This is a genomic window from Streptomyces sp. NPDC101776 (assembly GCF_044766845.1).
Taxonomy (GTDB): Bacteria; Actinomycetota; Actinomycetes; order Streptomycetales; family Streptomycetaceae; genus Streptomyces.
In genome coordinates this window covers 749864-762681 of sequence record NZ_JBIWMV010000003.1, presented here as the reverse complement: position 1 = coordinate 762681, position 12818 = coordinate 749864, and the positions used below count along the sequence as shown (strand labels likewise).

Here is a 12818-nt window from a genome sequence, read left to right as displayed (position 1 = left end):
TGGGCGTCGGCGGATGTCCGTCCCCCGACACCCCCTCCCCGGTGTGCGTCAACGGCCCTCCGGTCCCCGTTCGAGCAGCGGAGCCGCGTCGGAGAGTACCCCGGAGATCCTGGCCAGCGTCGCCTCGTCGCGCTCCACGGCGTCCAGCACCGGCCCGGCGGCAGTGTTCCAACGCCGGGCCACTGCGGCCGGGTCCTCGCCGGTCAGCAGCCCCGCGGCCTGCGCGGCGGCGCCCAGCGCGACCAGTTCCTTCGCCTCGGGCACCTGGACCGGACGCCCCGACAGCCGCCGTACGGTCTCCTGCCAGGCCGTGCCGCGGGCGCCCCCGCCGATCAGCAGCAGCGGAGTGGTGCGGTCCGCGTCCTCGTCGAGGACGAGGTCGAGCGCGCCCAGCAGCGCGTGCACGGCGCCGTCGTAGGCGGCCTGGAGGAGCTGGCCGCCGGTGGTGTCGTGGCGCAGGCCGTGCAGCAGGCCCGAGGCGTTGGGGAGGTTCGGGGTGCGCTCGCCGTCCAGGTAGGGCAGCAGAGTGACCGAGGTGCCGGGCTCCACCGCCTCCCGGTCCAGGCCCAGCAGGGCCGCGACCCGGTCCACGGCGAGGGTGCAGTTCAGGGTGCAGGCCAGGGGCAGCCAGTCGCCGTGCGCGTCGGCGAAGCCCGCGACCGTGCCGGACGGGTCGGCGGGGCGGTGCTTCGACACCGCGTACACCGTGCCCGACGTGCCGAGGCTGAGCACGGGAACGCCGGGGCGCAGCCCGAGCCCCAGCGCGGCGGCCGCGTTGTCGCCGGTGCCGGGGGCGACCAGGGTGCCCTTGGAGAACGGCAGGTCGTGACCGTCGCGCACCGTCCCCGCCACCTCACCCGGCCGCACCACCCGGGGCAGCAGCGCCGGGTCGAGACCGACAAGCCGGAGGATCTCCTGGTCGTACGACTCGGTCCCCGAGGCCCACCAGCCGGTGCCGGAGACGTCGCCCCGGTCGGTGGTGCCCTGTCCGGTGAGACGCTCGGTGAGGTAGTCGTGGGGGAGGCGCACGGCCGCCGTGGCGCGCACCGCCTCCGGCTCGTGCTCGGCGAGCCAGGCCCACTTCGTGACAGTGAAGGAGGCGCCGGGCACGCTGCCGGTGCGCTCCGCCCAGACCTTCGGGCCGCCCAGTTCCTCGATCAGACGGGTGGCCTGCGGTGCCGAACGCACGTCGTTCCACAGCAGCGCCGGACGGACCGGCTCACCCTGGGCGTCCAGGGTGACCAGGCCGTGCTGCTGGCCGCCGATCGACACGGCCGCGGCCTCGTGCGCGGCGTCCCCGCACTGGCGCAGGGCCTCGGACAGGGCGTCCCACCACTGGCGGGGATCGCTCTCCCGGCCCGCCCCCGAGGAGACGGTGTGCGGCGCCTGGCCACTCGCGACGATCCGTCCGGTGGAGACGTCGACGACCAGTGCCTTGGTGGACTGGGTGGACGTGTCCACGCCGACGACGAGCGGACCCTCGGCTGCTGACATCGGGTTTCTCCCTTGTGTGCGGCATGCGTCTCCGCCCGGAGACACATTGTCCCTTCCCAGAGACGCTCCGGCATACTAATTTGTAAACCGCCATGACGAAATAGTCGGAGCGAAGCAACAAGGAGCCGCGTCATGAACTACCAGCCCACCCCCGAGGACAGGTTCACCTTCGGCCTGTGGACCGTCGGCTGGCAGGGAAGGGACCCGTTCGGCGACGCCACCCGCCGTGCCCTCGACCCGGTCGAGACGGTGCAGCGCCTGTCCGAGCTCGGCGCCCACGGTGTGACCTTCCACGACGACGACCTGATCCCCTTCGGGTCTTCGGACACCGAGCGCGAGGCGCACATCAAGCGCTTCCGCGAGGCCCTCGACGCGACCGGCATGAGGGTGCCGATGGCGACCACCAACCTCTTCACGCACCCGGTCTTCAAGGACGGCGCGTTCACCGCCAACGACCGCGACGTGCGCCGCTACGCGCTGCGCAAGACGATCCGCAACATCGACCTGGCGGTCGAGCTGGGCGCCGAGACCTACGTCGCCTGGGGCGGCCGCGAGGGCGCCGAGTCCGGCGCGGCCAAGGACGTACGCGTCGCTCTCGACCGCATGAAGGAGGCCTTCGACCTCCTCGGCGAGTACGTCACCGACCAGGGCTACAGCATCAAGTTCGCGATCGAGCCCAAGCCGAACGAGCCCCGCGGCGACATCCTGCTCCCCACCGTCGGCCACGCCCTGGCGTTCATCGAGCGCCTGGAGCGCCCGGAGCTCTACGGCGTCAACCCCGAGGTCGGCCACGAGCAGATGGCCGGACTGAACTTCCCGCACGGCATCGCCCAGGCCCTGTGGGCGGGCAAGCTCTTCCACATCGACCTCAACGGCCAGTCCGGCATCAAGTACGACCAGGACCTGCGCTTCGGCAACGGCGACCTGCGTGCCGCCTTCTGGCTGGTCGACCTCCTGGAGAGCGCCGGTTACGCCGGCCCGAAGCACTTCGACTTCAAGCCGCCGCGTACCGAGGACCTCGACGGCGTGTGGGCGTCGGCGGCCGGCTGCATGCGCAACTACCTGATCCTCAAGGAGCGTTCGGCCGCGTTCCGCGCCGACCCGGTGGTCCAGGAGGCGCTGCGCGCCTCGCGCCTGGACGAGCTGGCGCAGCAGACCGCGGCGGACGGCCTCAAGGCGCTGCTCGCGGACCGCTCGGCGTTCGAGGACTTCGACGTGGAGGCGGCCGCCAAGCGTGGGATGGCCTTCGAGCAGCTCGACCAGCTAGCTCTGGACCACCTCCTGGGGGCCCGCGGCTGACCGCACGCACGCGTGCGGCACTCAGGCACACGTGCGTGCGTCACTCGCGAGCCCGTAGGTGTTCGTGAGTTCCCGTTCATGACCGACCCCTGCGTGGAATGCTCCGGAATCATGCGATCCATGGCATGAGCCCGTATCAACCACCGCGCGGGGGTCGCGACATGACCGCCGCGACGCGACTCTTGACGGTATGGCCATGCCGCCCGTACCGCCTCGACCGCCCGGGCCACCGGACGCTGCCCCGCCTCCGGGAGGCGGCTTCGGACCACCACCTCCCGGAAACTACGGACACGGACCGGGAGGGGACCACGGAGACTATGGACCGCCTCCCCGCAGGCGCCCCCGACCGTTGTTCATCCTGCTCGCCGTGATCGCGACCGCCGGAGCCGTCGTCGCCTTCGTGCTGATGGCCTCCGGGGGACACGACTCACCCGACAAGAAGTCGCCCGGCGGGAGCAGTTCGAGCACGAGCGGCGGCCCGTCCCTCACCATCCCGACGAAGCTCCCCACCAGCCTGCCGACGAAGCTCCCGACCGCGCTTCCGTCGAAGCTCCCCTCGGAACTGCCGAGCGAGCTTCCCAGCGACCTGGATTCCCTCCTCCCGTCCCTGTTCGGCTGACTGCCTCAGGGGCTGACGGACGATCAGATGCCGTGCGGCAGCCTCAGGTACACCAGGGTCGTCTTGATACCGCTGTCGACCAGGCGCCCCTGGGCGTCGAACGCGCCCGCGCCGTCCGTCATCCCGAAGTCGTTGTCGTTGATCAGGGCGAGCGTGTCGTGATCCACGCGCGCGATGCCCTCGATCTTCTGGGGTACCCCGGAGACGGTCCCCAGGTCGACGACCAGCTTCTTGGCCAGCACCGGGACACCCGCGGCCGCCGGGTCGTCGAGCTGCTCCAATGACGGGGACGTCGTGTCGTCGTCGTAGCGACCACCCAGGATGTTCGACTTGCGCTCCAGTTTGACGAGTTGGAGCCGGGCTGCCTTGTCGGTGCGTTCCTCGACCAGGAGGTGGTCGTCGCCCACGGCGACCACTGAGGAGATCTTGAGTTCGGACGTGTCGTCCTCGCTCGTGTCGACCACGTTCACCGGGTCGAAGCGGTATGAGTACTCCGCCGTGACCGCCTTCTTCTTCGGCGAGAAGCGCAGCAGGCGGGTGTTGAGGGACGCGTCCCCGGCATCCCCGTCCGGCAGCGACAGCGGGCTCTGCAGGGCCACCACCAGGTCACCGCCGGGCAGTTGGGCGAGCCCCTCGAAGCCGCGGTTGATCTTCCGGTGCAACAGGATGGCCGGCAGCGCCTCCACCACCGGATAGTCGGCACCGGTCAGGTGCAGCCCCTTGGGCACATACCGCGTGAGCACCTTCCCGCGCGCGGAGACATGCACCAGGGAGGGCCCGTACTCGTCGACGAGCCAGAAGGATCCGTCCCCGGCCCGGACGATGCCCTCCGTGTCCAGCCCGTTCGGGTTGTACGACAACGCCGTCTGCGCGTTGTAGGAGTACGGCGCCTCGTCGCGTCCCTGCTGGTTCGACAGCCCGGTGACGGCCTTCCCGGAGGACGTGGTGATCGGGAGGGCGTCCAGGACCTTCACGGTGCTTCCGGAGACACGGATCTTCACGATCGCCGGGTCGAATCCGGGCACCGGGAACGTACGGCGCTTCGTCCCGCCGACCTTGATCTGGCCGTTGGGCCCGCGGTCGGTGACCGTCCAGTACTCGCCCTTGCGGCCGGCCGGGTAGATGTCGCTGCCGAGGCCGCCGAGGTCCACTCCCCGGTCGTTGTCCACGGTCCCGGGCAGCAGCGCGTTGCTGAACGCGCCGAGCGGAATGTCGCCCAGCGTCGCCGTCCGCGTGACATGGGCGGCCTCGGCCTTCGCGGGGGCTCCGACGGCCGTACCGGCCGCCACGAGGGCGACCACGACGGCGAGCGGAGCACCGACCGCGACGGAATGACGGACACGGCGCCTGACGAGGTCGTGCGGGGACATCGGGCCTCCTGAGGACAAGTTGGCTGACAGCGGCCAGAGTTGGCGCTCAGGAGGAACGGTGCTCGACGTCGAGGTGAATCCGGGGTGGCTGCCACTTGTCGGGCGGGCTCGGGACCCGGGACGGACCAGCCGTAATTCGATCGCGTCCCGTAGCGCCGTCGGTTACACAGGACCGGTGGATGATCCCTACCCCCTCCGCCCAGTCGCCGAGGACGAGTTCGGGACCTGGGCCCGCATGGTCACCGACACCTACGGAAGCGATCTGTCCGACGAGCAACTGGCCCACGAGCGAACCGCCACCGAACTGCCCCGCACCATCGCCGCGTTCGACGGCCCCGCACCGGCCGGCGGAACCGCGGCACGCGCGCGCGTGCCGACCGTCCCGGGTGCGCTGCTCCCGGTCGCAGGAGTCACCTGGGTCGGCGTCGCCCCGACCCACCGCCGACGCGGCATCCTCACGTCGATGATGCGCAGACAGCTCACCGACCTGCACACGTCCGGCGCCGAGCCGATCGCGGTCCTACGCCCCTCCGAAGCCGCCATCTACGGCCGCTTCGGCTACGGCCCGGCCACCCAGGGAGCCCGCCTCCGCTGTGACAAGCGCGCCCTGCGGTTCCGCCCCGGAACCGACTTCGGTGACGGAACCGTCCGCCTCCTGGGACGCGATCGGGCCCGCCCGCAGATCGAGGAGCTCTACGACCGCGTCCGGATCGACACGGTCGGTTGGCCAGCTCGCGACGCCACCTCCTGGGACGGCCGCTTGACCGACCGTCCGGAGGAGCGCGGAGGAGCGAGCGCGTTGCGTTTCGCGCTGCACCGGGACGCGGACGGCCGGACGACGGGCTACGCCCTCTACCGGATCAAGCAGGACGCCTCTGGCGGCGACGGGAACGCGCTGCGGGTCGTCGAGTTGGCCACCGCCTCCCGGCAGGCTTACGCGGCCCTGTGGCGCTTCCTCGCCGGTTTCGACCTGGTCTCCTGGATCGAGTACGAGGGAGCGGTGGACGAGCCGCTGCCGTACCTGCTGACCGATCCGCGCGCCGTACGCCCGGCGCCCGTCGATCGCCTCTGGGTGCGCCTGATCGACGTCGACCGAGCGCTGGCGGCACGGCGTTACGCGGGCACACTGGACCTCGTCCTGGACGTCGAGGACGCCTTCTGCCCCTGGAACACGGGCCGTTACCGGTGGGCGGCCGACCACGGCACGGCTGTCTGCGCACGGACCCGGGCAACGGCCGACCTGCGGTTGACCGCGGCCGAACTCGGAGCGGCCTTCCTCGGCGGCACCACGCTCGCGTCCCTCGCCGCCGCCGGCCTTGTCCAGGAACTGCGAGCCGGAGCCCTGTCCCGCGCGACGGCGGCGTTCCGCGCGGACCGGGAGCCGTTCTACCCGTGAGGCTGGGCGTTCCCGGCGTACTGACCGGTGGAGTGCACCTGTTGGGCCGCGCCGAACCACCTGGGCAACCGGGCGAACAGATCCTCCTGGTCGTCACCCACCCACGCCACGTGACCGTCAGGCCGAAGCAGCACCGCCGGTGCGTCCAGTTCCACGCCGACGTCGACTACGTAGTCGACGCGATCCGCCCACCCCGCCACCGAGAGCCGACCGGTCCGGTCGAGGAGCAGGCCTCGGCCGGCGTGCGTCAACTCGTAGAGGCGCCCCTGTTTCAGCTTCACGTCCCGCAGCCGTCGGCCGAGCAGTTCATGCCCCTCGCCGAAGTCGTAGCGGATCGCGACCGCGGTGATCATCTCGGTCACGTACCGGTTCACCTCCTCGAAGCCCATGAGCGTCGAGAACAGTTCCCGTAGTGCGGTCGCCCCCGGATCGGTCCCCAGAAGCGTGATCTGCGCACGCGTGTTGGCGATGACGCGGGCGCCCACCGGGTGTCGTTCGGTGTGGTAGCTGTCCAACAACCCTTCCGGAGCCCAGCCGTTGACCGTCGCGGCCAGCTTCCAGCCGAGGTTGAACGCGTCCTGTACACCGAGGTTGAGCCCCTGCCCGCCGGTCGGCGGATGGACGTGTGCCGCGTCGCCGGCCAGCAGGACCCGGTCGACCCGGTAGCGCTCGGCCTGCCGGGTGGCGTCGCCGAAGCGGGACAGCCAGCGCGGCGAGTGCACGCCGAAGTCGGTGCCCGCGACGGCCCGTAGCTGCTGCTTGAAATCGTCGAGGGTCGGCGTTGTGGCACGGTCCTCGGCAACTCCGTCGGCGGGTACGACGACGCGGTACACGCCGTTCTCGCCAGGGCTGACGCCGAACCGCAGTTGGGTCCTGCGGACTTCCTCGACGACGCCGGCGATCGTGGCCGGATCCTCGGTCGCCTCCATTTCGCCCAACAGTGTCTCGACCGTCGCGGGCTCGCCGGGGAAAGCGACGCCGAGCACCTTGCGCACCGTGCTGCGACCGCCGTCGCATCCGACGACGTAGCGCGAACGCAGCTCCGATCCGTCCGCCAACTCGGCGGTCACGCTGTCCTCGGTCTGACTCAACCCGACCACCTCGCAGCCGAGCCGGATCTCGGTACCGAGTTCGACGGCGCGCTCCTTGAGCAGCCGCTCGGTGACCGGCTGCGGGGTGGCGACGCCGTACGGGTGGGCCGTGTCCGAACGGTCCGGCCACGGCTTGACGATGCCCCCGAAGAGACCGCCCACCTGGAACTTCTCACTGACCGCGAGGAACCGGTCGAGCAGGCCGCGCTGGTCCATGATCTCGACACTGCGCGCGTGCAGACCCTGCCCCCGGGACTCCCCGGTCGGCTCGGTCAACCTCTCCAGCACGACCACGTGCACACCGTGCAGCCGCAACTCGCAGGCCAGCATCAAGCCGGTCGGTCCGCCGCCGACCACGATCACGTCAATCATCAGAACGCCCATCCAACGAGATTGGTTTCCGGCCCGCCGATCCATGGACCTGCGCTTTGCGAATCATTCGTTTCCGCAGGTCCCGGCCTCGGTCGGTCATTTTGCGGGACGACCCGGGCCTTGCCGCAAGCCCCCCGCCGCGCTATACCTTGGGTGTGGCAAGGAGTGGACGACTCCTTGCCATCGCCCTTTTCCGGGTACGTACCCGCAGACTCGGCAGCTGGAGCTACGGGTCGGCGAGGGTGTCGTCAACCCCCCTGGGAGGACCCGGCTTACCCCCGTACGGACACGGGGGGTCCCGTCATGGTCGCGAACGGTCACCGATTCGTACGTTTGCTCAGGTCAGCCCAATGCCTGAGAGAGCCGGAGACCGGACATGTCCCAGACCACCGCAGTCGTCGGCGCACCTGATCCGGGGAATGTCGCCCTGGCGCCCCCAGGAAGCGAGTTCGCGCCCCTCCTGCGCACGGTCAAGAACCGAGGTCTACTGGAGCGGCGCTACGCCTGGTACGCACGCTGCATCGCCGCCAACGCGCTCGCACTGGGCGCCATCGTCACGGGCATCGTTCTGATCGGCGACTCCTGGCTGACCCTGCTCCTGGCCCCGCTGCTCGCCGTGTTCGGTGCCCGTACAGCCTTCATAGGGCATGACGCGGGCCACTCCCAGATAGCCGGCGACAAGACCGCCAACCGCCTCATCGGCCTGATCCACGGCAACCTGCTGCTGGGGATGAGCTACTCCTGGTGGAACGACAAGCACAACCGCCACCACGCGAACCCCAACCACATCGACAAGGACCCGGACGTCGTCGCCGACATCCTCGTCTTCACCGGCGAGCAGGCCAGGGACCGCTCGGGTTTCCGGCGCTGGCTCACCCGCAACCAGGCATGGCTGTTCTTCCCGCTCACCCTGCTCGAAGGCGTCGCCCTCAAGGTCCACGGTTTCCAGGATCTGCGGCGCCAGCCCCGTCGCGAGCGGACGGTCGAGGGCGCTCTACTGGTGGGCCATGTCGTGGCCTACGCGACTCTGCTGCTCATCTCGATGTCCCCGGGGAAGGCACTCGCCTTCGCCGCGCTGCACCAGGCCCTGTTCGGTCTGCACCTCGGGCTGGCCTTCGCGCCCAACCACAAGGGCATGGAGATGCCGGACCCGAACGGCGAACGGTGGGGCCATCTCCGCCGCCAGGTGCTCACCTCACGGAACATCCGTCACGGTGTCCTGACCGACTGGTTCCTCGGCGGTCTCAACTACCAGATCGAACACCACCTCTTCCCGAGCATGCCGCGCCCCGGTCTGCGCCTCGCACAACCCCTGGTGCGCGCCCACTGTCAGGATGTGGGTATCCCCTACGTGGAGACCGGGCTCGTCGACTCCTACCGGCAGGCCCTGCGCCATCTCCACGAGGTGGGGGAGCCGCTGCGCATGGAGTGGACGGAGTGACGGAGCAGCCGAGAGCCCGGGTACCAGTAGGGGAAGCGCCTCAGGGATGTCTCAGGGTCGCGATCCGGAACCGTGGGGAGCGCGGACCCGTTTTCAGATCAGAGAGCGGCTGCGGCCGCGGAGGAGGCGACATATGTCGAAGAGCGCGAAGATCGCCATAGGAGGTGTGGCGGTCGGGCTGTTCCTGTGGCTCTGGCTGCCCTGGTGGGCCGTATTCCTGATCGTCGTGGGAGTGCCGACGGCCGCATATCTGACGCTGGACCCCTCGCAGCGGCGTCGACTGCGCCGCGTGGCAAGCAAGGAGATCGGTCGCTGACGCACCGCTGCCCGACTGCGCTCCCGCCCGGCGCGCAGGGGCAGATCACGGCACTGCACCGTCCGCGGGACCGCAGTTGCAGTCCCGCGGGCCGTGCTCGGCCGAGCATCATCCACGGACCGCGGGGGCGAGTTCGCCGTGCTCCCCGGACGGGTACCGGCGGAGGTATGCGCCCCAGGGCAGGACGCGGTCACGCCGTCCGTGGCGTCCGGCTCGCGGCGGGCTCGGACGCTGTCACCCCGGCCCTGGACGCACGGATCCGCACCCGAGGGCTCAACTCGGCCGTACGGCCAGCTTGTCGAGTGCTTCCAGGAGGCCGGGGAGTTCGGGGCCCCGGCCCACCGGCAGGACCTCGCCGGGCTCGTCGTCGAGCAGGACGAACGCTATGTCGTCGGTCCGGGCCACCAACGACCAGCCGGGGCCGTCGGCGCGCAGCGTGCGTGCGTCGCCCGGTGCGAAGGACGATCTGACGCGGCCGAGAGGTGGCGGGGTGTCGACGTAGGCGCGGACCTCCGTCAGCACCCGACGGACCCCGCTGTGGCTCGCCTGAGTGCCTTCGCCGGTGCTCTCGGCCGGGGTGCTGTCCGATGCGTTGCCGTCCGACTTCGTCCCGTCCACCTCGGACGCGGCGTCGGGGGCGACATCATCGAGGGTGGTGTCAGAAGCGGCCTTGTCCGCCGCCGTCGACGCGTCGCCCGCCGCGTCCTGAGCCTCCTGACTTTGCGGAGTCTCCTGAGCCACCTGAGTCGAGAAGGCCGCGTCGTCGATCTGCTCCCGCCACAGGGCCCACTGCAGCGCGATCTCGTCGGCGCCCAGCCGTCGCTGCGCCGGACCCCAGGTGGTGGTGTCCGGTGGAGCCAGCGGCGGCCGGTCCACGAGGTCGGGGTCCGGATCGTGCGGTGCGGGCACGTTGGGCGCCGCGACGGCGACCGCGAGCGGCCAGCCCGGCAGGGCGGCGACCACCGTGCGCTCACTCGGCGACAGGTCGTACTCCATGCCGCAGTCCCAGGACGCGATGGCGACTGCGACCAGTGACACGTCGTCGATGACGACCGTCCACCGCGCCCCGTCGCCGTCCTGGCCGAGCACCAGGCCGTACCCGTCGGCGAGCGGCGCCATACCGAGCGCCGCACATGCCTCCGGGTAGTCGTCGCCCAGCACGCTCGGGAACTTCGCCGGCGTCAGCAGTATCGCCGTGAGCACATAGAGCGCGTCGTCCTCGGCGGCGACGGCCTCTTCATCCGTGTCGGCCATCCCAGCCTCCCCATCATTCGTCCAACCGCGCGCACCCTAGTGTGCGCGGAAGCCCCTTGTCACGACTCCCAAGTACACCCGGAGCTGCAGTTTTCCGTCTGGACGGGGCGAAATGACCACCGGTGGCCCGAACTGTCAGGCCGCGGGCAGCCCGAGAAGCGCCCGGGCCACCGTTCGCGGCGACTCGTCACGCTCCCTGGCTAGCGCGACGACGGCCCGGCACGCCAGCTCGCTGACCCCGAAGGACAGCGCCTCCGGAGACACCCAGCCCGCGGCTTCGTCGATCCGGTCCTGGTCGTCCTCCGCGCGGGCCGAGACATAGACGGCCGCGGCCTCGAAGAGATTGTGCCCGCGCCGTTGCGGACCGCCGCGCGCCTCCGCGCGCGTGGAGGTGAGAAATCTGGCGAAGCTCTTGCGGGGCCTGCCGAACATGCTGACCACCTTCCCCCTACGTGGTTTCAGTCGCCGACCGTCCATCTACTGGTACCCAAAGTAGAGTTGGAGTCACGGCGGCAGTAGGGGAACGGTGCGGTGAAGCGCGTCGAGCGCCCCGCATCGAAATGCGCCGGTCGTCGGGTGAGTCCAACGTGCTCCGGGGATTCGGGGAGAGGCCGGCTCAGCCTTCGCGCACGGCCAGTGCCAGGAAGCGGGCGTCCTCGTCGGCGTACGACGTCATGAGCCAGCCCGAACTCGCCAGCAGCGGACGGAGGTTGGACTCCGCGCGCAGATCGTCCGGCGTGATCTGGCGCCCCTGACGTGCCGCGAGCGCGGCCCGACCGATCGGATGGAACAGGGCCAGTGTGCCGCCCGGGCGCACCACCCGGGCCAACTCCCGCAGATTCTCCTCCGGTTGGGGCAGGTGCGCGATCAACCCCGCGGCGAACACGGCGTCGAGCGACTCCGACCGCAGCGGCAGCGCGGCGACGTCGGCGATCAGCAGACGCCCGGCACGGTCGCGTCCGGCCCGTACGGCGGCCTCCAGCATGGCAGGGGTCAGATCGGCCCCGACCACCACTCCGGACCGCCCCACGGCCGCACGGAGCGGCGGCAGCGCGCGTCCCGTCCCGCAGCCCGCGTCGAGGACCCGGTCTCCGTCCCGCAGCCCGAGTTCGGCGACCGCGGCGGCGTAGGCGGGCCCGTCGTCAGGGAAGCGGCTGTCCCAGTCGGCGGCGCGCGCACCGAAGAACTCCTGGACATGCGTGTGGTCGTCGCTCATGTTCCGCATGATCCCGCATCGACAGGGATGGCACTTCGGCGCACACGTTCGAGCGTGATGCGGTCGTTCACGTACCCCTCTGCGTCATATTGCGACACCTTTCGAAATGCGCCCCCTTTGTGCACCTGTGCCCCTACTAGCGTCCCCTGGTCATGGGACACCTGGACCACGCCACCTTCGGCTGGCTGACCCCCGTGCTGTCGTACGTGATGGCCTGCATGGGCGCCGCACTCGGGCTGCGCTGCACCGTCCGCGCGCTCGGCGCCACCGGCCGGTCGCGCCGCAACTGGCTCATCACCGCGGCCTCCGCGCTCGGCACCGGCATCTGGACCATGCACTTCGTGGCCATGCTCGGCTTCGGCGTCAGCGGCACCGACATCCGCTACGACGTACCACTGACCATCCTCAGCCTCCTGGTCGCCATGGTCGTCGTCTGCGCGGGAGTCTTCGCGGTCGGCTACGGCCGCGACCGGAGTCGCGCGCTCTTCCTCGGCGGCCTCACCACAGGACTGGGCGTCGCGAGCATGCACTACCTGGGCATGGCGGCGATGCGATTGCACGGTGGTGTGAGCTACGACCCGATGCTCGTCGGGCTCTCCGTGCTCATCGCCGTCGTCGCGGCGACAGCGGCCCTGTGGGCGGCCCTCAACATCAAGTCGCCCGTAGCGGTGACCGCAGCCTCCCTCGTCATGGGAGCGGCCGTCAGCAGCATGCACTACACCGGCATGTTCGCGGTGCGCGTGCACGTCACCCCCTCCGGCGCGGTCCTGCCCGGGGCGACGGCGATGCAGTTCATCTTCCCCCTCGCCGTCGGCCTCGGGTCCTACCTGTTCCTGACCTCGGCCTTCGTCGCACTGTCGCCCACCACGGGAGAACGCGAGGCCACCGCCTCGGCCCAGCGGCCGGTCGAGAGCGTCGCCCGCTAGCAGCCGGCCCGGACCGACCGCGTC

12 protein-coding genes are annotated in these 12818 nt (G+C 70.6%); 6 read left to right on the top strand and 6 right to left on the bottom strand.

Going from position 1 to position 12818, the window contains the following annotated elements:
* Positions 1–48 precede the first annotated feature (48 nt).
* A complete protein-coding gene (gene xylB, locus ACIRRY_RS15065) occupies positions 49–1494 on the bottom strand; it encodes a xylulokinase (protein WP_403972200.1) in 1446 nt (481 codons plus the stop codon).
* Between the two features lie 132 nt (positions 1495–1626).
* Here xylB and xylA point away from each other — a divergent pair, with 132 nt between their 5' ends.
* Complete coding sequence (gene xylA / locus ACIRRY_RS15060; RefSeq protein WP_403972198.1) at positions 1627–2793, top strand: xylose isomerase; 1167 nt, start codon at positions 1627–1629, stop codon at positions 2791–2793.
* Between the two features lie 367 nt (positions 2794–3160).
* On the top strand, positions 3161–3412 hold the full coding sequence (locus ACIRRY_RS15055) for a hypothetical protein (RefSeq protein ID WP_403972196.1): 252 nt from the start codon (positions 3161–3163) through the stop codon (positions 3410–3412).
* Between the two features lie 23 nt (positions 3413–3435).
* On the opposite strand, the gene ACIRRY_RS15050 is transcribed toward ACIRRY_RS15055, so the two are convergent.
* Positions 3436–4782 (bottom strand): esterase-like activity of phytase family protein, encoded by a 1347-nt coding sequence (locus ACIRRY_RS15050; RefSeq protein ID WP_403972194.1) that lies wholly within the window; start codon positions 4780–4782, stop codon positions 3436–3438.
* Between the two features lie 175 nt (positions 4783–4957).
* Between ACIRRY_RS15050 and ACIRRY_RS15045 the strand changes: the two genes are divergently transcribed.
* Positions 4958–6178, top strand: a complete 1221-nt coding sequence (locus ACIRRY_RS15045) for a GNAT family N-acetyltransferase (protein WP_403972192.1) — start codon at positions 4958–4960, stop codon at positions 6176–6178.
* Here ACIRRY_RS15045 and rox read toward each other — a convergent pair.
* Positions 6169–7641: a rifampin monooxygenase gene (rox, locus tag ACIRRY_RS15040; protein ID WP_403972291.1), complete on the bottom strand. Its 1473-nt coding sequence runs from the start codon at positions 7639–7641 to the stop codon at positions 6169–6171. The genes ACIRRY_RS15045 and rox overlap by 10 nt on opposite strands.
* A gap of 376 nt (positions 7642–8017) precedes the next feature.
* On the opposite strand from rox, the gene ACIRRY_RS15035 reads away from it, so the two are divergent.
* The gene (locus ACIRRY_RS15035; protein WP_403972190.1) at positions 8018–9082 is read left to right on the top strand and encodes a fatty acid desaturase family protein; all 1065 of its coding nucleotides are present in this window, start codon (positions 8018–8020) and stop codon (positions 9080–9082) included.
* A gap of 133 nt (positions 9083–9215) precedes the next feature.
* Positions 9216–9398: a hypothetical protein gene (locus ACIRRY_RS15030; RefSeq protein WP_403972188.1), complete on the top strand. Its 183-nt coding sequence runs from the start codon at positions 9216–9218 to the stop codon at positions 9396–9398.
* 273 nt (positions 9399–9671) lie between these two features.
* On the opposite strand, the gene ACIRRY_RS15025 is transcribed toward ACIRRY_RS15030, so the two are convergent.
* From ACIRRY_RS15025 to ACIRRY_RS15015, 3 genes are all read right to left on the bottom strand, one after another.
* Complete coding sequence (locus ACIRRY_RS15025; protein WP_403972186.1) at positions 9672–10652, bottom strand: hypothetical protein; 981 nt, start codon at positions 10650–10652, stop codon at positions 9672–9674.
* 135 nt (positions 10653–10787) lie between these two features.
* Positions 10788–11084, bottom strand: a complete 297-nt coding sequence (locus ACIRRY_RS15020; RefSeq protein ID WP_403972184.1) for a hypothetical protein — start codon at positions 11082–11084, stop codon at positions 10788–10790.
* 184 nt (positions 11085–11268) lie between these two features.
* Positions 11269–11868: a class I SAM-dependent methyltransferase gene (locus ACIRRY_RS15015; RefSeq protein ID WP_403972182.1), complete on the bottom strand. Its 600-nt coding sequence runs from the start codon at positions 11866–11868 to the stop codon at positions 11269–11271.
* Between the two features lie 152 nt (positions 11869–12020).
* Between ACIRRY_RS15015 and ACIRRY_RS15010 the strand changes: the two genes are divergently transcribed.
* A complete protein-coding gene (locus ACIRRY_RS15010; protein WP_403972180.1) occupies positions 12021–12794 on the top strand; it encodes an MHYT domain-containing protein in 774 nt (257 codons plus the stop codon).
* Positions 12795–12818 lie beyond the last annotated feature (24 nt).